20 protein-coding genes are annotated in these 16273 nt (G+C 66.1%); 11 read left to right on the top strand and 9 right to left on the bottom strand.

Features of this window, described 5'->3' with window-relative positions; genetic code table 11:
- Positions 1-72 precede the first annotated feature (72 nt).
- The 9 genes from ACLH0K_RS12885 (at position 73) to ACLH0K_RS12845 (ending at position 8351) form a co-directional block, all read left to right on the top strand.
- A complete protein-coding gene (locus tag ACLH0K_RS12885) occupies positions 73-1785 on the top strand; it encodes a glycoside hydrolase family 13 protein (RefSeq protein ID WP_411373962.1) in 1713 nt (570 codons plus the stop codon).
- 31 nt (positions 1786-1816) lie between these two features.
- Positions 1817-2758 carry an aldo/keto reductase family oxidoreductase gene (locus ACLH0K_RS12880; RefSeq protein WP_411373961.1) on the top strand — a complete coding sequence of 314 codons (942 nt, stop codon included), beginning with the start codon at positions 1817-1819 and terminating at the stop codon, positions 2756-2758.
- 166 nt (positions 2759-2924) lie between these two features.
- Positions 2925-3788, top strand: a complete 864-nt coding sequence (locus ACLH0K_RS12875) for an HpcH/HpaI aldolase/citrate lyase family protein (RefSeq protein ID WP_411373960.1) — start codon at positions 2925-2927, stop codon at positions 3786-3788.
- On the top strand, positions 3788-4759 hold the full coding sequence (locus tag ACLH0K_RS12870; protein ID WP_411373959.1) for a DUF2797 domain-containing protein: 972 nt from the start codon (positions 3788-3790) through the stop codon (positions 4757-4759). Before ACLH0K_RS12875 ends, ACLH0K_RS12870 begins: the two co-directional genes overlap by 1 nt.
- Positions 4760-4778: 19 nt before the next feature.
- The gene (locus ACLH0K_RS12865) at positions 4779-5003 is read left to right on the top strand and encodes a DUF3188 domain-containing protein (protein ID WP_411373958.1); all 225 of its coding nucleotides are present in this window, start codon (positions 4779-4781) and stop codon (positions 5001-5003) included.
- Positions 5004-5054: 51 nt separating this feature from the next.
- Positions 5055-5516: a MaoC family dehydratase N-terminal domain-containing protein gene (locus ACLH0K_RS12860; RefSeq protein ID WP_411373957.1), complete on the top strand. Its 462-nt coding sequence runs from the start codon at positions 5055-5057 to the stop codon at positions 5514-5516.
- A 2-nt stretch (positions 5517-5518) separates the two neighbouring features.
- Complete coding sequence (locus tag ACLH0K_RS12855; protein WP_411373956.1) at positions 5519-5956, top strand: MaoC family dehydratase; 438 nt, start codon at positions 5519-5521, stop codon at positions 5954-5956.
- A gap of 9 nt (positions 5957-5965) precedes the next feature.
- On the top strand, positions 5966-7234 hold the full coding sequence (locus tag ACLH0K_RS12850) for an MFS transporter (RefSeq protein WP_411373955.1): 1269 nt from the start codon (positions 5966-5968) through the stop codon (positions 7232-7234).
- Between the two features lie 49 nt (positions 7235-7283).
- Positions 7284-8351 (top strand): UDP-N-acetylmuramate dehydrogenase, encoded by a 1068-nt coding sequence (locus tag ACLH0K_RS12845; protein WP_411373954.1) that lies wholly within the window; start codon positions 7284-7286, stop codon positions 8349-8351.
- Here ACLH0K_RS12845 and ACLH0K_RS12840 read toward each other — a convergent pair.
- A complete protein-coding gene (locus tag ACLH0K_RS12840; RefSeq protein ID WP_411373953.1) occupies positions 8332-8766 on the bottom strand; it encodes a hypothetical protein in 435 nt (144 codons plus the stop codon). The two genes, ACLH0K_RS12845 and ACLH0K_RS12840, sit on opposite strands and share 20 nt — an antisense overlap.
- 107 nt (positions 8767-8873) lie before the next feature.
- Between ACLH0K_RS12840 and ACLH0K_RS12835 the strand changes: the two genes are divergently transcribed.
- Both ACLH0K_RS12835 and ACLH0K_RS12830 read left to right on the top strand, forming a co-directional pair.
- Complete coding sequence (locus tag ACLH0K_RS12835) at positions 8874-9986, top strand: winged helix DNA-binding domain-containing protein (protein WP_411373952.1); 1113 nt, start codon at positions 8874-8876, stop codon at positions 9984-9986.
- A gap of 151 nt (positions 9987-10137) precedes the next feature.
- The gene (locus ACLH0K_RS12830; protein ID WP_411373951.1) at positions 10138-11103 is read left to right on the top strand and encodes a type IV toxin-antitoxin system AbiEi family antitoxin domain-containing protein; all 966 of its coding nucleotides are present in this window, start codon (positions 10138-10140) and stop codon (positions 11101-11103) included.
- Positions 11104-11162: 59 nt separating this feature from the next.
- Here the strand turns inward: ACLH0K_RS12830 and asd are convergent, their stop codons facing one another.
- From asd to ACLH0K_RS12790, 8 genes are all read right to left on the bottom strand, one after another.
- The gene (asd, locus tag ACLH0K_RS12825; RefSeq protein WP_411373950.1) at positions 11163-12293 is read right to left on the bottom strand and encodes an aspartate-semialdehyde dehydrogenase; all 1131 of its coding nucleotides are present in this window, start codon (positions 12291-12293) and stop codon (positions 11163-11165) included.
- A 124-nt stretch (positions 12294-12417) separates the two neighbouring features.
- The gene (locus tag ACLH0K_RS12820) at positions 12418-12849 is read right to left on the bottom strand and encodes a hypothetical protein (protein ID WP_411373949.1); all 432 of its coding nucleotides are present in this window, start codon (positions 12847-12849) and stop codon (positions 12418-12420) included.
- 1 nt (position 12850) lies between these two features.
- Positions 12851-13345, bottom strand: coding sequence for a hypothetical protein (locus ACLH0K_RS12815; protein ID WP_411373948.1), 495 nt, complete (start codon positions 13343-13345; stop codon positions 12851-12853).
- A gap of 187 nt (positions 13346-13532) precedes the next feature.
- Complete coding sequence (locus tag ACLH0K_RS12810) at positions 13533-14162, bottom strand: hypothetical protein (RefSeq protein WP_411373947.1); 630 nt, start codon at positions 14160-14162, stop codon at positions 13533-13535.
- A 172-nt stretch (positions 14163-14334) separates the two neighbouring features.
- Complete coding sequence (locus ACLH0K_RS12805) at positions 14335-14502, bottom strand: hypothetical protein (RefSeq protein WP_411373946.1); 168 nt, start codon at positions 14500-14502, stop codon at positions 14335-14337.
- A gap of 116 nt (positions 14503-14618) precedes the next feature.
- Entirely contained in the window at positions 14619-14837 is a 219-nt protein-coding gene (locus ACLH0K_RS12800; protein WP_138133130.1) for an NF038396 family protein, read from the bottom strand.
- Between the two features lie 3 nt (positions 14838-14840).
- Positions 14841-15425 (bottom strand): dihydrofolate reductase, encoded by a 585-nt coding sequence (locus ACLH0K_RS12795; protein ID WP_411373945.1) that lies wholly within the window; start codon positions 15423-15425, stop codon positions 14841-14843.
- Positions 15422-16225 (bottom strand): thymidylate synthase, encoded by an 804-nt coding sequence (locus ACLH0K_RS12790; RefSeq protein WP_411373944.1) that lies wholly within the window; start codon positions 16223-16225, stop codon positions 15422-15424. Before ACLH0K_RS12790 ends, ACLH0K_RS12795 begins: the two co-directional genes overlap by 4 nt.
- Positions 16226-16273 lie beyond the last annotated feature (48 nt).

Below are 16273 nucleotides of genomic sequence, written 5' to 3'. Positions count from 1 at the left end.
GCCGGATAATGCTTGAGGGAGTAAATTTAGACCCAAAATAAATATACGCGACCAGCAGAAAAGGACCACTCCTTGTCCACCACCGCCACGTTGGCAACCCTGTCCGACTCCGACCGCTTTGGCGATCCGAACTGGTGGCGCCAGGCCGCTGTCTACCAGATCTATCCACGCAGCTTCGCCGACTCCAACGGTGACGGCATCGGCGACCTCAAAGGCATCACCGCCAAGGTCCCGTACCTGAAGTCACTTGGTATCGACGCCGTCTGGCTGAGCCCCTTCTACCCGTCGGCGCTCGCCGACGGCGGCTACGACGTGGACGACTACCGCGACGTCGACCCCAAGCTGGGCACGCTTGAAGACTTCGACGAGATGGCCAAGGCGCTGCACGACGCCGGCATCAAGCTGATTGCCGACATCGTCCCCAACCACTCCTCAAACCGGCACAAGTGGTTCCAGGAGGCGCTGGCCTCGCCGAAGGGTTCCCCGGCCCGCGACCGCTACATCTTCCGTGACGGCAAGGGCCCGAACGGCGAGTTTCCGCCGTCGGACTGGGACTCCGTGTTCGGCGGTCCAGCCTGGGAGCGCATCACCGAACCGGACGGCACCCCAGGCCAGTGGTACATGCACATCTTTGCCAAGGAGCAGCCGGACCTGAACTGGTCCAACCGCGAGATCCGCGAGGACTTCCTTAAAACCCTGCGTTTCTGGTCCGACCGGGGAGTGGATGGTTTCCGCGTGGACGTGGCGCACGCGCTCACCAAGGACCTCACTGAGCCGCTGCTCTCCAAACTGGAATTGAGCGCGGCGAACACCGGCGTGGACGGGTTCGACGACGGCACGCACCCGTTCTGGGACCGCGACGAAGTCCACGAGATCTACGCTGAGTGGCGCGAGGTGTTCAACGAGTACAACCCGCCGCGGACCGCCGTCGCGGAAGCCTGGGTCCACGCGACCCGCCGCGCCCGTTACGCCAGCCCGACGGGCCTCGGCCAGGCGTTCAACTTCGACCTGCTGCAGGCCGACTTTGACGCCGCCGAGTACAAGGAGATCATCACCCGGAACCTCGCCGAAGCAGCGGCAACCGGCGCCTCGTCCACCTGGGTGTTCTCCAACCACGACGTCGTCCGGCACGCCACCCGCTACGGCCTGCCCCAGGTTGCCAAGGACAAGGCCGGAGCCAAGGGCCAGGACGGAAAAGACTGGCTGCTCGCCGGCGGCCCCGCCGACCAGCTGGACGTAGAGCTGGGTGAACGCCGGGCCCGTGCCGCCACGTTGCTGATGCTGGCCGTCCCCGGCTCCGCCTACCTGTACCAGGGTGAGGAGCTCGGCCTGCAGGAGGTGGCGGACATTCCCGAATCGGAGCGTCAGGATCCTTCCTTCTTCCGCAACAAGGGCGTGGAGATCGGCCGTGACGGTTGCCGCGTGCCGCTGCCGTGGAAGGTGGAAGGCACCTCCTTTGGATTCGGCGAGGGCGGCTCGCACCTGCCGCAGCCGGACTGGTTCAGCAAGTACGCCGTCGAGGCCCAGGACGGGACGCAAGGCTCAACCCTGGAGCTGTACCGCACCGCGATGAAGCTCCGCCGCGAACTGCAGACCGGCGAGGAGCTCGAATGGGTGGAAACCGGAAACCCGGACATCCTGCACTTCAAGCGCCCCAACGGCTGGCAGTCAGTGACCAACTTTGGCGACGCCGCCGTCGATCTTCCCGCCGGGAAGGTCCTGGTCACCAGCGCCCCGCTGGAAGACGGCAAGCTGCCGGCCAACACCACCGCCTGGCTGCGCTGATGCCGGCACCCGGCGACACCCGGAAGCGCTCATGCAGGAACTGATTTACGGCTGCATGGGCCTTGGCGGCAGCTGGTCCGACGAGCCGCATGGGAGCGCCCATGTGGACGAGGCCGCTGCCGCCATCCACGCGGCCCTGGACGTTGGCATCACGCTCTTCGATCACGCGGATATCTACCGCAATGGCAAATCCGAAGCCGTCTTCGGCGAGGTGCTGGCCGCCACGCCCGGGCTGCGGGACCGGATCCGGCTGCAGACCAAGTGCGGCATCAGGCTGAACGAACAGGGCCTGCAGACGCACTACGACCTCAGCCGGGAGTCCATCCTGGAACGGGTGAACGGCAGCCTGCAGCGCCTGGGAACCGACTACGTGGACATCCTCCTGCTGCACCGCCCGGACCCCCTGGCGGACCCGGCGGAGGTGGCGGCGGCCGTCGGGCAGCTGATGGCGGAAGGCAAGGTCCGGCAGCTGGGTGTGTCCAACATGTCCGGGGCGCAGATCGAGGTGCTGCAGGACCGGCTGGAAACGCCGGTGGTGGCGAACCAGCTGGAGATGAGCCTGCTCAAGCGGGCATGGCTGGAGAGCCAGGTCCTGGTGAACCATCCCGAGCACCTGGAGTACAGCTTCCCGCACGGCACAGTGGAATACTGCACCCGCCACAGCATCACCCTGCAGGCTTACGGGTCCCTGGCCCGCGGCATGTACACCGGCGCCGAGCCGGAGACCCCCGGGTCAGCGGAGTCGGCAACGGCGGAACTGGTGGCGCAACTGACGGGGGAGTACGGTGCCACCGGGGAGGCCATCCTGCTCGGGTGGCTGATGAGGCACCCGGCGGGTATCGCCCCGGTGATCGGCACGGTCAACCCGGGCCGCATCCGCGCCTGTGCAGCTGCGGCAAAAGTCGCCGCTGCCATGTCCCGCGCGGACTGGTACCGCCTGTGGGTCACGGCGCGCGGCAGTGACATCCCCTAGCCACCCAAACGGGTAGCAGCAAGTGCCGTTATGGACCCCCAAAACGGCACTTGCTGCTGCCTGCATTCAAGGACGCGCCGGTCACATCGCGTTTAGTTCGTATTGATCCTCACAAGCAGGCCGTTTTCGTCGCCGTGCCGCTTGCGGGACGGATACTGTAGAAAGCATGACGTCTACCATCGCCGCCGAAACCGTTAGGCCGGAACGCAACATCCCCGCAGAGATCGCCCGCTCCTGGCTGCTGGTCAATGCCATGAAACCCGAGCTTTTCGACCAGTCGGCAGTGTCCCGGGCGGACTCCATCATCCTCGACATCGAAGACGCCGTAGACCCGTCGCAAAAAGACAACGCCCGCAACAACGTCATCGACTGGCTGACCGCCGGCGGCAAGGCATGGGTCCGCATCAACGACGCCACCAGCCCCTTCTGGGCGGATGACCTCGCCGGGCTGCGCGGCACTCCCGGGCTCCTGGGGGTCATGCTCGCCAAGACCGAATCGGCGGACCAGGTAACTGAAAGCTTCCACCGCATGGACGGCAAGACACCCGTCATTCCGCTGGTGGAATCCGCCGTCGGCATCGAGGAAGCCAACAACATCGCCAAGGCCCAGGGCGCCTTCCGCCTCGCCTTCGGCTCCGGCGACTTCCGCCGCGACACCGGCATGGCCGCCACCCCGGAAGCGATGGCCTACCCCCGCGCCAAGCTGGTGGTCGCCAGCCGAGTGGGCAACCTGCCCGGCCCCATCGACGGCCCCACGGTCGGCACCAACCACCCCATCCTGCGCGAGCAGACCGGTATCACAGTGATGATGGGCATGACCGGCAAGCTCTGCCTGGCCATCGACCAGACCCCCGTCATCAACGAAGTCATCAGCCCCACGCCGTCCGACGTCGCCTGGGCCACCGACTTCATGAACGACTTCGAAGCCAACGGCCGCGTCATCCGCGACGGTTCGGACCTGCCCCGCCTGGGCCGCGCTGAAAAGATCATGAAGCTTGCCGTGGCGTTCGGGGTGCAGCCGGCGCTCTGATGCCCGCCCCCGCCGTTTCCCAAGGCCCCGTGACCGGTACCCGCTACCTGGTCCACGGGGTCTTTTGGGATGGACAGCCAGCGTCCGGACCAGAGTACGACGGCGGCGCCCCGGCCATGCGCCTCCAGTCACCGGACGGGGACATACGGCAGCTTTCCCTCCACCCGGGTGCACGGCTTGGCTTCCAGGTGGCGGATCCCGTGCGGTCCTGCCTGGGGCATATCCGCGTCCACTCATTGGCCCGGCGGGACCATGTCCTCTGCCCTGCCGGTGCTCCGGCCGCCCGGGGGAAGCAGTGTGAACGCTGCTTCATGCTGGACGAGTCCCGCCTGATCCACGACTTCCACCGCGGCGGCCGCGTCACCCCCGGGTTGCGGGACTACCTGATGCAGGAGCACTGGCTGTACGTGGCCACGTTCGCCGGCGGCAGCACCAAGGTGGGAACCGCCTCCGGCCCCCGCAAATGGAACCGGCTCGCAGAGCAGGGCGCCGCCGTGGCCCGGTATGTCGCCCACGCACAGGACGGCCGCGTGGTCCGGATCCTCGAGGACCTCGTTACGGCGGAGATCGGACTGACCCAGCAGATCCGCTCCTCAGCCAAGGCCGAAGCCCTCCTCCTGCCGCTGCCGGCGGCGGAACTGGATGCCACCAATGCCCGCCGGGCGGGCGAGGTCCGATCATTGCTGGATCGGGCCGCCGTCGAGGGTTTCACTGTGGTGGACGAACCGTGGCTGCGGCCTGCGCAATCCGAACCCCTGCACGGTGCCGGCGCCCGCCACGCCTACCCCCATCCGCTGGGCAGCGGCCGGCACGGCTTCAACGTCGCCGCGCTGACCGGCTCGATCGCCTTGGCCGGGCTGGACAATACGGACGCCATGTTCGTGGTCAGCCTCGGGCAACTGTCCGGGACGTCCATCACCCTCGGAGACTATTCCTCCGATGTGCCCGCCGTGCAGGAAGCCCTCTTCTAATGCCCGGTAAACTGGGCTGGTGCTGAACGAATTCTGGGCCTCCGCGCCAACCCGCTACAAAGTCCTGGTTTTCGGCGCGATGGGACTGATCGCCGTCGGCATCATCCTGAACCTGGTGGGCAATACCAGCGGCAACCAGGGACTGGCCATGGCATCCCTGCCGTTGATCGGGCTGGGCCTGGTCCTGCATATCGCCGGAATCGTTGTCCGCGGCCAGGCCATCCGCAAAAATCTCCGCCGCTAGCCCCTGCCCGCCTTTTTCGGGTGCCAACGGCCGGGCGATAGGCTGGAGGCCATGACTATTAATCCGGATCTGCAGGGCAGAAGCTACCCTGCCGCTGAGGTGTACGACGTTGGCCGCGAGAAAATCCGCGAGTTTGCCCGCGCCGTCAAGGCCACCCACCCCGCGCACTTCGACGTCGAGGCAGCCAAGGCCCTGGGCCACAGCGACCTGGTGGCCCCGCCCACCTTCGCGATCATCATCGCCCAGCGTGCCGATGCCCAGCTCATCGAGGATCCGGAAGCTGGCATCGACTTCTCCCGCGTTGTCCACGCGGACCAGCGCTTCACCCACCACCGTCCGATTTTCGCCGGTGACCGCCTGGTAGCCGAACTGCACGTCGACGGCGTGCGTGCCATGGGTGGCGGGGCCATGATCACCACCCGTTCCGAAATCTTCGCCCTCGGTGCCGGCGAAACACGCGAACAGGTCACCACCACCACGTCATCCATCCTGGTCCGCGGAGAGGGACAGTAACCATGAGCCCCAAGATCAGCGAACTCAGCGCAGGCCAGGAGATCGGCAGCCGCACCGTCGAGGTCACCAGGACCGATCTGGTGAAGTACGCCGGGGCCTCCGGCGACTTCAACCCCATCCACTGGAACGAGGCCTTCGCCACCGGTGTGGAACTGCCCGGCGTCATCGCCCACGGCATGTTCACCATGGGTTCGGCCGTCCAGCTGGTCACCGACTGGGCAGGCGACCCCGCCGCCGTCGTTGACTTTCAGACCCGCTTTACCAAGCCGGTGGTGGTCACCGACACCACCGGGACCAGTGAGCCCGGCGCCACCATCGAGGTGAGCGGCGCCGTTGGAAAGATCGACGCCGACGCCGGCACCGCCCGGGTGGACCTCACCGTGGTCTCGGCCGGGCAGAAAGTGCTGATGAAGGCCCAGGCCGTCGTTAAGCTTTCCTAGCTCTTGGACGTGAGCGCGCGAACCGCGACTCCCTCGACAGAGGTGAGGAACTGGCGCAACGCCGTCGTTGTTGCTTACGCAGCCAGCGGCCTGGCATTCGCATCATGGGTTTCCCGGCTGCCCGCCATCCGCGACGCGCTGGACCTCACCCCGGGAAACGTTGGCGTACTCCTGCTCTGCATGACGCTGGGCTCCTTCGCCTCCGTGTCCGCCTCCGGGCTGATCGTCCTGCGGCTCGGCTCCAAACGGACCATCCGCACCGGCAGCATTATGGTGGGCGCGGGCCTCCTGCTCACCGGCCTCGGCACCTCGGTCCTCGGCGACCCAGTGGCCACCGCTGCGGGGCTGGCCATCATCGGCCTGGGAACCGGCAGCTGGAATACGGCGTCCAACGTGGAGGGCGCGGCCGTGGAACGCGCGGTCGGCCGGCACATTATGCCGCGGCTGCACGGCGCCTTTAGCCTGGGGACCGTGGCAGGTGCCGGGCTGGGCGCCGCAGCAGCAGCGGTCTCCCTGCCCGTGTCCTGGCACCTCGCCGCAGCAGGACTGGTGGTTGCCGGCTCGGTGGCGACGGCGGCCTCCTGGTTCCGCGCCGACGCCACGCCGGTTGCCGGGGAACGCAGCTACACACCGGATACCTTCGAGGACCCCACCACCGGTCCCATTCCCGTCATCCCGGCGGCAAGGCAGGCTGACCAGCCGCCGGACAACAAGCGCAAGATTGCCCAGGCGTGGCGGGACCGCCGCACCCTGCTCCTCGGTGTGCTGGTGCTGGGCCTTGCCCTCGCCGAAGGTGCGGCGGGGGACTGGGTGGCCCTGGCATTGGCCGACGGGTACGGGCAGACGGACGCTGCCGGTGCTGCCGGCTACGGACTGTTCGTGACGTTCATGACCATTGGACGGTTCGCCGGAACCCTGGTCCTGGACCGCTTCGGCAGGGTGCCGGTGATGCGCTGGTGTGCGGCACTGGCCGTGTTGGGCCTCGCGCTGTTCGTCTTCGCGCCCGCACCGTGGCTGGCGTTTGTGGGTCTCGCCGTCTGGGGCCTGGGCGCCTCGCTGGGATTCCCGGTAGGGATGTCCGCCGCAGCCGACGATCCCGCCAAGGCAGCAGCCCGGGTCTCAGTGGTGTCCACCATCGGCTATGGCGCGTTCCTGTGCGGGCCGCCCCTGCTTGGCCTGCTGGCCGAACACGTGGGCATCCTGCACTCCCTGCTGGCCGTCATGGTCATGCTGGCCGTGAGCTTCCTGCTCTCGCCGGTGGCCCGGAAGCCCGCGTAGGTACCCTGCGTCACTGCGTAGGCCGAGTATCTTCAAGTACTGTGGTTTGGTGAATTCCACCCTGCTTGCTTCCCTGACCACCTCCGCCGTCGGCGGCCCCGCCGGCTCGTTCGTCGAGGCCAGGACCGAGGCCGAGATCATCGAGGCCGTCCGTTCAGCAGACGCTGCAGGGGAGCAGGTCCTGATCATCAGCGGCGGTTCCAACCTCCTGATTTCCGACGACGGGTTCCCCGGCACGGTCATCAAGATCGCCTCCGAGGGCTTCACGGTCAACGCCGAGGACTCCTGTGGGGGAGTGGCCGTGGTGGTGCAGGCCGGCCACAACTGGGACCTGCTGGTGGAGCACGCCGTCCGCCATGCCTGGTCGGGGCTTGAAGCGCTGTCCGGGATCCCGGGATCAACAGGTGCGACGCCGGTCCAGAACGTGGGTGCCTACGGTGCCGACGTTGCACAAACCATTGCCGCGGTGCGCACGTGGGACCGCGAGCGGAACGCGGTGAAGACCTTCACCAATTCAGAGCTGAAGTTCGGCTACCGGGACTCCATCCTCAAGCAGACCACCGTCAACGGTTCGCCCCGCTACGTGGTGCTGACCGTGGAGTTCCAGCTGCCCCTGGGCCGGATGAGCGCCCCCATCCGCTACGCAGAGCTGGCGAAGGCTTTGGGGGTGGAGCCGGGTAAGCGGGCCTACGCTAACGATGTGCGCCGTGAGGTGTTGCGGCTGCGGGCCTCCAAGGGCATGGTGTGGGACTCGGGGGACAGGGATACGTACTCCACGGGATCCTTCTTCACCAATCCCATTGTCCCGGCGGAGGCGGCCTCGGCATTGCCCGAATCAGCACCGCGGTACCCCGCCGGCGGCGACGGCCTGGTGAAGCTTTCCGCCGCCTGGCTGATCGAGCAGGCAGGGTTCGGCAAGGGCTTCGGGCTGGAGCAGGACAGCGTATCCGCCGGACGGGCGTCCCTGTCCACCAAGCACACCCTCGCCATCACCAACCGCGGATCAGCCCGGGCAGCAGATATGGTGGCGGTGGCACGCGAGGTGCGTGCCGGCGTCGTACGCCGCTTTGGCATCGAACTGCACCCGGAACCGCTGCTTATCGGCCTGGAGCTGTAACCGTCGGGACGTCCTGCACTTCCTGGCGCCGCAGCTCGGCTGCTCCCATGAGGGCTGAGGCCCACCCGGCCAGGGCAAGGTACAGGCCCATGAAAAGCCAGACCAGCAGTCCTGGTGCCGTAGGATTTGCAGCCCCGGCGGCGATGCAGGTGGCCAGGCCCGTCACGGCGACGGCGAGCGACAGCATCCAGAGGACCCGCGCTAAGCGGGGGTGGCGCCGCCAGTTCCGGTGGATGCGGACGCCTCCGGGGCTGATCCCGATCGCCGGAAACAGTACTGCGTAACCGCCACCCAGGCTCATCACGAGGGAGGGAAGGAGCCGCAGGGGTTCAGACTGGCCGTCGCGAAGGAACGCGGAGAGGGAGCCGAGCCCCAGCGCTGTTCCTGCCAGGACGGACAGTGTCCCGCCTGCCATCCATCTCCTGGTTTTACGCGCGGGCAACCGCCACAACCTCCCCAAAGTCATGGTTCCACCCTAACTGCCCTGCTGCCGGGGTTCCGGCACGCTCGTAGGATGAGGGCATGGCTGCAGAGGTGGGGAAGCGTCCGGACCGCAAACCAATGGGCCGGCTGAGGCTTGTATCCCAGAAGCTGCTGCCAATGGGGGAGCGCCCGGGGGCCGTAGCGGACGTGGTGCGGTGGATGACGGCCATGCAGGCGCAGGACCTCCAGGCGGCGCTCTGGGCCGTGGGCGTCCGGCTCCCGGATTCGGGACTCAGCACAATTCGCTCAGCCCTCGATTCCGGTTCCATCGTCCGGTCGTGGCCGATGCGGGGAACCCTGCACCTGGTGGCGCCGGAGGACCTGCGCTGGATGCTTGACCTCACCGCCGAGCGGCTGACGAGGGGCATCGCGGCTCGTCACCGGGAACTTGGCATCACGTGGGCGGATGTTGAGGCATGCCGGGACATCGCCCTTGGCCGTATCAGCGCGGGCGGGCCCGTCAGCCGGACCGACCTGTTCAAGGAGTTCGACGCCGCCGGGCAGCCTACCGGGGGCCAGCGGGGGATCCACATCTTGGGGACGCTGTGCCGACACGGATGGCTGGTACAGGGACCCCTGGCCGGAAACCAGCAGCTGTTGGTGGCCTTCGACGAATGGATTCCTGTGTCACGCCGCCTGGACAGGGCTGAGGCGATCGCAGAATTCCTGCTCCGCTACCTCCGCAGCCATGGACCGGCCACCGTCCGCGATTTTGCGTGGTGGACGCAAATTCCGCTGACCGAGGTCAGGGTTGCGTTGGAGGAGATCCGCAGCCGGCTCGTTGAGCTGGAGTTGGACGGTACCGGCTACTGGATGTCCCCCGAGACTGCGGCTTTGTTGGATACGGGGGTTCCGGGCTCCCGCTCAGTCCTGCTGCTGCCCGGCTTCGACGAGTTCCTGCTGGGCTACACGGATCGCAGCCTGGTGCTGCCGCCGGAGCACACCAACAAGATCGTTCCGGGCGGCAACGGGGTCTTCAGGAAGACAGTGGTTGCCGCGGGGGAGGTAATTGGCACCTGGGGACGGGAAGGCACCAGCCGCACGGCCGCCGTCGTACCCGAACTCTTTGACGGCAGCGGCGCGCTTGGCCCGGCAGCCCAGGTCGCCTTCGCCCGCTCCGCCCGGCGGTACCTGGAGTTCCTGGAAACCTGACCTGTTCCGACCCGTACAACCGGCCTTGGGCCGCATAAGCGGTGCCGGGCAGCATCGGTTATGCGGGTAAGGGCCGCTATCACCGAGGCGCTGTCCACATACAAGGCTTCCGGCCTGCCCGGTATCCGGGATGCAGGCCATCGTTGGATCCATGGAACCGGCAAAGGTGCGTGGATTTATTGATGAAAGATGGCCAGGCGCGCCCATTGCTTCAACGGTGCAGCTTGCTGCCGCCGGTTTCGATGACCGGACGCTGACCACCGCGGTGCGTACCGGACTGCTGATCCGCCTGCGCAGAGGGGCCTACGTGAGGCAGCTGGAGTGGCAGACCGCCAAACCGTGGGAACGGGACCGGTTGCTTATTAGGGCGCACTATGAATCCACTGGAGGCACGGCCCGCTACAGCCATGTCAGTGCGGCCAGGCTGCATGGGTGCAGGGTGTGGAATGCGTCGGCGTTGGTGCATGTCACCACCGGGTACTCCAACTCAACGGGCAGCGCCGGCACGGATGTCCGGACGCACCGGTTTCCGCTGTGCGAAGGTGAGCTGATGTCGCTGTGGACCGGTGATGGCCGGGAAATCCTCACCACCAGCCTCGAGCGGACAGTCCTTGATTGCGCCCGGATTCTGCCGCTGGACGAGGCCGCAGTGATTGGCGATCATGCCCTCCAAAAAGGCGCCAGCATGGAAGCCATGCGACTGTTGCTTGCCGGGAGCCCTACCAAACGTGGCAGCCGGCGCGCCGCCGATCTATTGGCAGCCCTCGACGGCCGGGCGGAATCTGCCGGGGAAACGCGCACCAGGCTGCTCCTGCACTCATTTGGCCTGCGGACATACACTGCGCAGGTTGACATTGCCACGCGTGAAGGCCGTTTCCGGGCAGACTTTGCGGATGCGGAAGCACGCGTCATCATCGAATTTGATGGCCGTAAAAAGTACACCGATTACGGTCCCGTTGATGAGGTCCTGTTGGCCGAGCGCGGCCGGGAGAGCGCGCTGCAGGAGCTGGGGTGGGCGGTCTTCAGGATTAAGTGGAAGGATTTGGACCGGCCGGGGGAACTGCGGCACCGGCTGTTTGCTTTCCTGGAGATGCAAAAGCGGCCCCGGCCCGCATAAGCGGTGCTGGGCAGCACCGTTCATGCGGGTCAGGGCCGCTTGAAAGGCAGCTGGAAAAGTTACAGGTTGCCGGTGGCGATGTTGAGCATGCGGCGCAGCGGCTCGGCGGCGCCCCACAGGAGCTGGTCGCCCACGGTAAACGCGCTGATGTACTGCGGGCCCATCTCCATCTTGCGGATGCGGCCCACGGGGATGTCCAGCGTGCCGGAGGCTGCCACCGGGGTGAGCTCCGCCATGGAGGCTTCCTTGGTGTTCGGAACCACCTTGGCCCACTCGTTGTCCTCGTCCAGGAGCTTCTCGATCTCGGCGACGGACAGGTCCTCGCGAAGCTTCAGCGTCAGGGCCTGGGAGTGGGAGCGCATGGCGCCGATACGGACGCAAAGGCCGTCCATAATCACGCGGTTTTCCTCCGAGGTACCCAGGATCTTGTTGGTCTCGACACCGGCCTTCCATTCTTCCTTGGACTGGCCGTTGCCCAGGTCGGCGTCGATCCAGGGGATCAGGGAGCCGGCCAGGGGCACGCCGAACTGGGTGGCGTCTATGTCGGTGCGCTGGTGTGCCAGGACCTTGCGGTCGATGTCCAGGATGGCCGACGCGGGATCGTCCAGTTCCGTGCTGACCTCGGCGTTGAGGGTGCCGAACTGGCTGAGCAGTTCGCGCATATGCCGGGCTCCGCCGCCGGAGGCAGCCTGGTAGGTCATTGAGGTGCCCCACTCCACCAGGCCGTTCTTGAACAGGCCGCCGAGGCCCATCAGCATGCAGGAGACCGTGCAGTTGCCGCCGATGAAGTCCTTGGTGCCGTTGACCAGGCCCTTGTCGATGACGTCCCGGTTGATCGGGTCCAGCACGATGATCGAGTCGTCGTTCATGCGGAGCGTGGAGGCGGCGTCGATCCACAGGCCGTCCCAGCCGCGGCTGCGCAGATCGCCGTGGACCTGCTTGGTGTAGTCGCCGCCCTGGGCGGTAACGATGATGGGCAGCTTGGCCAGGGTCTCCAGGTCGAACGCGTTTTCGAGCTTGCCGGCGCCCTCGGCGAACGACGGCGCGGCACCTCCCGCATTGGAGGTGGAAAAGAACACCGGGTTGATGTTGGCGAAGTCGCCCTCGTCCTGCATGCGTTGCATGAGGACGGAGCCCACCATGCCGCGCCATCCGACCAGGCCGACGGAAGGGGTAGCTGCTGTAGTCATCCGTCCATTTTAGACGTCGCAACCGGAAGGGCGCAGTCGGTTACGTCACTCCCGCAGAGGCAGATTGCGACGGCGGGAAGCGCCTTGGCCAGGTGCCCCGCCGCGGCAGTTCCAGACGCAGCAGTCAGGGCCTGTCGAACTGGCGGGCAGTGGGCTCCGGGATGCCCCGTTCAGCCCGCAGGCGCTTGGCCTTTGCGGCCACACCCGCCATCCGCGCTGCGTAGAGCACGCCGCCCACGCCTGCCACGGTTAGGATCAGGGCGCCCCACATGGGATCCTGCCCGCGGCTGGTGGGTCCTGCCACCAGGGGGACGGCAAAGACTGCCATGGCCGCGAAGAAGACAGCCATCGCCACAAAGCCGCCGGCAGACCGCACCTGTGGGTGGGAACTGGCGGTGACTACTCCCAGTTCATCCCTGGCATAGCTGTGGAGCCGCCCGTCCACGGTACGGAAGAGGAGGCGTTTCTCCCCGCGCTCCACCGCCTGGTCATGGTTAAGACGGATCTGGTCCTCGGAATTGGAACCCTGGTTGCTGCCGGGAAAACCGTTTTGCATGCTAGTCCTGTCGAATCGATCGGATGTGGTCCAGCACCTGTCCGCTGGTGAGGCCCGCAATTTCCTGGATGGGTTCAGAGGGCGCATTCAGGGCGCCGTACCCTACTGCCCAGTCCGTTCCGTTGCGTTTGACCAGAAGTTGCTTCCGGGCGCCGTCCTGCAGCAGCCGAATGGTGGCCCCGCCCGCCGGGTTGTCCTCCAGATGCTTGCGGATGATGAAGAAGTTGGCTTCTGCCGGCGTGGTATCGGGTCGCTGGGCCATTGCAAACCAGCTGAGGTAGGCGCGGGGCTGCAACAGAATTCTGTAGTCCGGCGACTCGACGGACAGGACATCGTCGGTCGAGTCCGCTGTCAGGAGATTGATCTGTACCCTTTTGGTGGCCTCCGTCAATGCACTGGTGACGGCTGCGACGGGCCCCTCCACGGACAGTTCGCCGCCCAAGCCGGCCGTGGCGGCGCCGCGGGCAACAAGGGATGACGCACCGGCAGACAGCAAGGAGGCGTCGTCGAGTTCCTTTTCGAGGCGCAGGGCCTGGCCGAGGCTTCAGCAGCGGGGTTGCGCCACAGGTTCAGGAGCACCAGGAGCTCGGCGAAGCCAAAACCGATGGCGTCAGGAAAGCTCCTTTGGGCAGCCGACGGGGCGGCTGTAGTCGTTTCAGTCACTGGTTGTTCCCCTTATTTCCTCAGAAGCCGAAAAAGTCGCCGACAGCGTCGACACCGTCACTGACGGCCCCACCAACGGCCTCCGCCCCGTCCGCAATCTTGTCACCGACGTAGTTCACGGAGTCCCGAATGACGGGCACGTTGTCGTACAGGGCAAGGGCGCCGCTGGCCACCATGCAGGCTGTCCCGGCAGGAGGCGGCAGGAATGAACCCGCTCCCAGCAGGGCCTTGGTGGTGGAGTACGCCGCTGCCCCGTAGTCACCTTCCTGGAAGTTGTTGAAGGCGTCCAGGCTGTCCAGGCCCACGCTCACAACGCCCAGTCCCTTACTGAAGACGTCGATGTACTGGAACGCCCTTGACCCTTCGGCCAGGTCCGGGACCTCGTGGAACCTGCCTTCGAAAAGGTTGTTGGAGAGGTTGAAGAACTTGCTGAACTCGTTGGAGTTCTGGAACGTCCGCCAGGCCACCGGGTCCAGGAGGTCGCCGATCTGCGACTTGTGCAGCATCGCGGCGATGTCGAAGATGCCTGCACGGAGGTTTGGGAATGCCTTGGTGGGGCCGTAGATGTCCCAGCCGCCGCGAAAGGGGTGAGTCCGGGTCTGCGAGCCAGTTTGGGCCCCACGGGTTGTTGCTTGCCTGCCCCAGGGCATTCCCGCCAGGACCTGTGCTTCCTGGTGTCCCTCCCGGCCCTGACCCGCCTGGGCCGCTTTTCCCTCCGGCGTTGCTTGCCCGGTCCTGTTCGTCGGCGTGCGTGAGGAGCAGCTTGGATTCCTGCTTCAGGCGGGACGCGGTCTTTTGCAGCAGCATCCGGTGGCTGCTGTTTCAGTCGGAGCGGAAACGGGCGGCATCCTGGCCTTTCCAGGCGGGGCTGTTATTGATCTGGCCGCTCAGTTGCGCCGACTGCTGCAGCAACAGGTCCGCAGCCTTGCTGAACTGCTGTGCGAGCGTGCGCAGCTGCGCGACGTCGGCGCCCCACAATGTTCCTGCCACCCCGGCATCCCCCAATACTTGTCTTAATGAAGCAGCCTCTGCCGCTGCGGATCCAGCCTAGGCCAGCACAAGCAGGGACCGCGATGGGCTGGACTCCCCATACCCCTGCAGCCCGGCTAGCCGCGCTTGGACTCCTCCACCACGGCAGCTTTCCGGGCACGCAGCGCAAAGAAAGCGCCAAAGGCGAAGACCTGTGTGACCACCACGAGCACGATGGCGCCGGCGATCTTGTTGCCGCCGAGGATCATGGTGAGCCCCACAATCGCGGACAGCAGCGCCAGCAACGGCAGCAGCATGTATCCGAGGACAAAAAGGGTTTCCGGTTTCTTCAGCATGTCCTAGCCCTCTGTCCTTGACCACTTGGTGAATCTGTAGCGCGTGCCGTTGGCGCCCGTAAGCCACCCGTCCGGCGGAACCGAGGCGGTGGCCTCCCAACTGGTGCCAAGCTCGGGAGCGAAAGTGTCGCCGTCGGCCTTTACGTCGATCGTGGTGACCACAGCCACGTTGGCGAGTTCGGTGGACTGGCGGAAAATTTCGCCGCCGCCAAGGATCCATACGGTGTCGCCGCCGTCCACGAACTGCGACTCCAGCAGCGCATCATCCAGGGAAGGAACCACGACGGCGCCCTCCGCCTCGGGCGTGTCCGCCCAGTTTCTCTGCCGGGTGATGACGATATTGGTGCGGCCGGGCAGTGGACGGTACTTGTCCGGGAAGGAAAGCCAGGTCTTGCGTCCCATGATGACCGGGTGGCCGGTGGTCAGGCGCGTGAAGTGCTTGAGGTCCTCGGGAAGGTGCCAGGGCATGTCGCCGTCTTTGCCGATGACACCGTCGGGCGTCTGCGCCCACACCAGGCCGACGCCGGTGATCGAGGCGGCCAGCTCCTCGGTGAATGACTGCGGGTCGGTAAAGTTTCCGGTGCTCATACGGCAATCGGCGCCTTGATCGTGGGGTGGTGCTGGTAGCCGACCACTTCGAAGTCCTCCAGGGTGTAGTCGAAAATGGATTCAGGTTTGCGGTTGATCTTCAGCTGCGGATACTCGTAAGGCTCCCGGTCCAGCTGCTTGAGGACCTGGTCCATGTGGTTCTCGTAGATGTGCACATCCCCGCCGGTCCAGACGAACTCTCCCGGCTCGAGGCTCACCTGCTGGGCCAGCATGCACGTGAGCAGGGCGTAGGAGGCGATGTTGAAAGGCACGCCCAGGAACATGTCCGCCGAGCGCTGGTACAGCTGGCAGGACAGCTTGCCGTCCGCTACATAGAACTGGAAAAAAGCGTGGCACGGAGGGAGCGCCATGTCGTTGAGCTCGGACACGTTCCAGGCGGAGACGATGTGCCGGCGGGAGTCCGGGTTGGTTCGGAGACCCTCCACCAGCTCTGCGATCTGGTCGATGTGGCCGCCGTCCGGTGTGGGCCAGCTGCGCCACTGGACACCGTACACGGGACCCAAATCGCCGTCTGCGTCCGCCCATTCGTTCCAGATGGTTACGCCCTGGTCCTGCATCCATTTGATGTTGGTCTCGCCGCGCAGGAACCACAGCAGTTCCACGGCAACAGACCTGAAATGCACCCGCTTGGTGGTGATCAGCGGGAAGCTCTTGCCCAGGTCGAAGCGCATCTGGCGCCCGAAAACACTGGTGGTTCCGGTTCCGGTCCGGTCCGGTTTGTGCGTGCCGTTGGCCATGACGTCACGCAGGAGGTCTTCATAGGGCGTTGGGATGCTCACGCCTCCCAGTCTATCGGGGTTCCCAAGTGCGGCTGGGAACCCCGGAAG

This window comes from Arthrobacter sp. MPF02, from assembly GCF_046605375.1.
Lineage (GTDB): Bacteria > Actinomycetota > Actinomycetes > Actinomycetales > Micrococcaceae > Arthrobacter.
The sequence above is the reverse complement of the archived record's forward strand: the minus strand, read 5'-3'. Positions and strand labels throughout refer to the sequence as shown.

Excerpts from the sequence above, each read along its gene's own strand:
- ACLH0K_RS12795 (WP_411373945.1), bottom strand. The coding sequence starts at position 15,425 with ATGAGCACCGGAAACTTTACCGACCCGCAGTCATTCACCGAGGAGCTG.
- ACLH0K_RS12810 (WP_411373947.1), bottom strand. The coding sequence starts at position 14,162 with ATGCCCTGGGGCAGGCAAGCAACAACCCGTGGGGCCCAAACTGGCTCG.
- ACLH0K_RS12840 (WP_411373953.1), bottom strand. The coding sequence starts at position 8,766 with ATGGCAGGCGGGACACTGTCCGTCCTGGCAGGAACAGCGCTGGGGCTC.
- ACLH0K_RS12855 (WP_411373956.1), top strand. The coding sequence starts at position 5,519 with ATGAGCCCCAAGATCAGCGAACTCAGCGCAGGCCAGGAGATCGGCAGC.
- ACLH0K_RS12830 (WP_411373951.1), top strand. The coding sequence starts at position 10,138 with ATGGAACCGGCAAAGGTGCGTGGATTTATTGATGAAAGATGGCCAGGC.
- ACLH0K_RS12800 (WP_138133130.1), bottom strand. The coding sequence starts at position 14,837 with ATGCTGAAGAAACCGGAAACCCTTTTTGTCCTCGGATACATGCTGCTG.
- asd (WP_411373950.1), bottom strand. The coding sequence starts at position 12,293 with ATGACTACAGCAGCTACCCCTTCCGTCGGCCTGGTCGGATGGCGCGGC.
- ACLH0K_RS12820 (WP_411373949.1), bottom strand. The coding sequence starts at position 12,849 with ATGCAAAACGGTTTTCCCGGCAGCAACCAGGGTTCCAATTCCGAGGAC.
- ACLH0K_RS12870 (WP_411373959.1), top strand. The coding sequence starts at position 3,788 with ATGCCCGCCCCCGCCGTTTCCCAAGGCCCCGTGACCGGTACCCGCTAC.
- ACLH0K_RS12875 (WP_411373960.1), top strand. The coding sequence starts at position 2,925 with ATGACGTCTACCATCGCCGCCGAAACCGTTAGGCCGGAACGCAACATC.
- ACLH0K_RS12880 (WP_411373961.1), top strand. The coding sequence starts at position 1,817 with ATGCAGGAACTGATTTACGGCTGCATGGGCCTTGGCGGCAGCTGGTCC.
- ACLH0K_RS12835 (WP_411373952.1), top strand. The coding sequence starts at position 8,874 with ATGGCTGCAGAGGTGGGGAAGCGTCCGGACCGCAAACCAATGGGCCGG.
- ACLH0K_RS12860 (WP_411373957.1), top strand. The coding sequence starts at position 5,055 with ATGACTATTAATCCGGATCTGCAGGGCAGAAGCTACCCTGCCGCTGAG.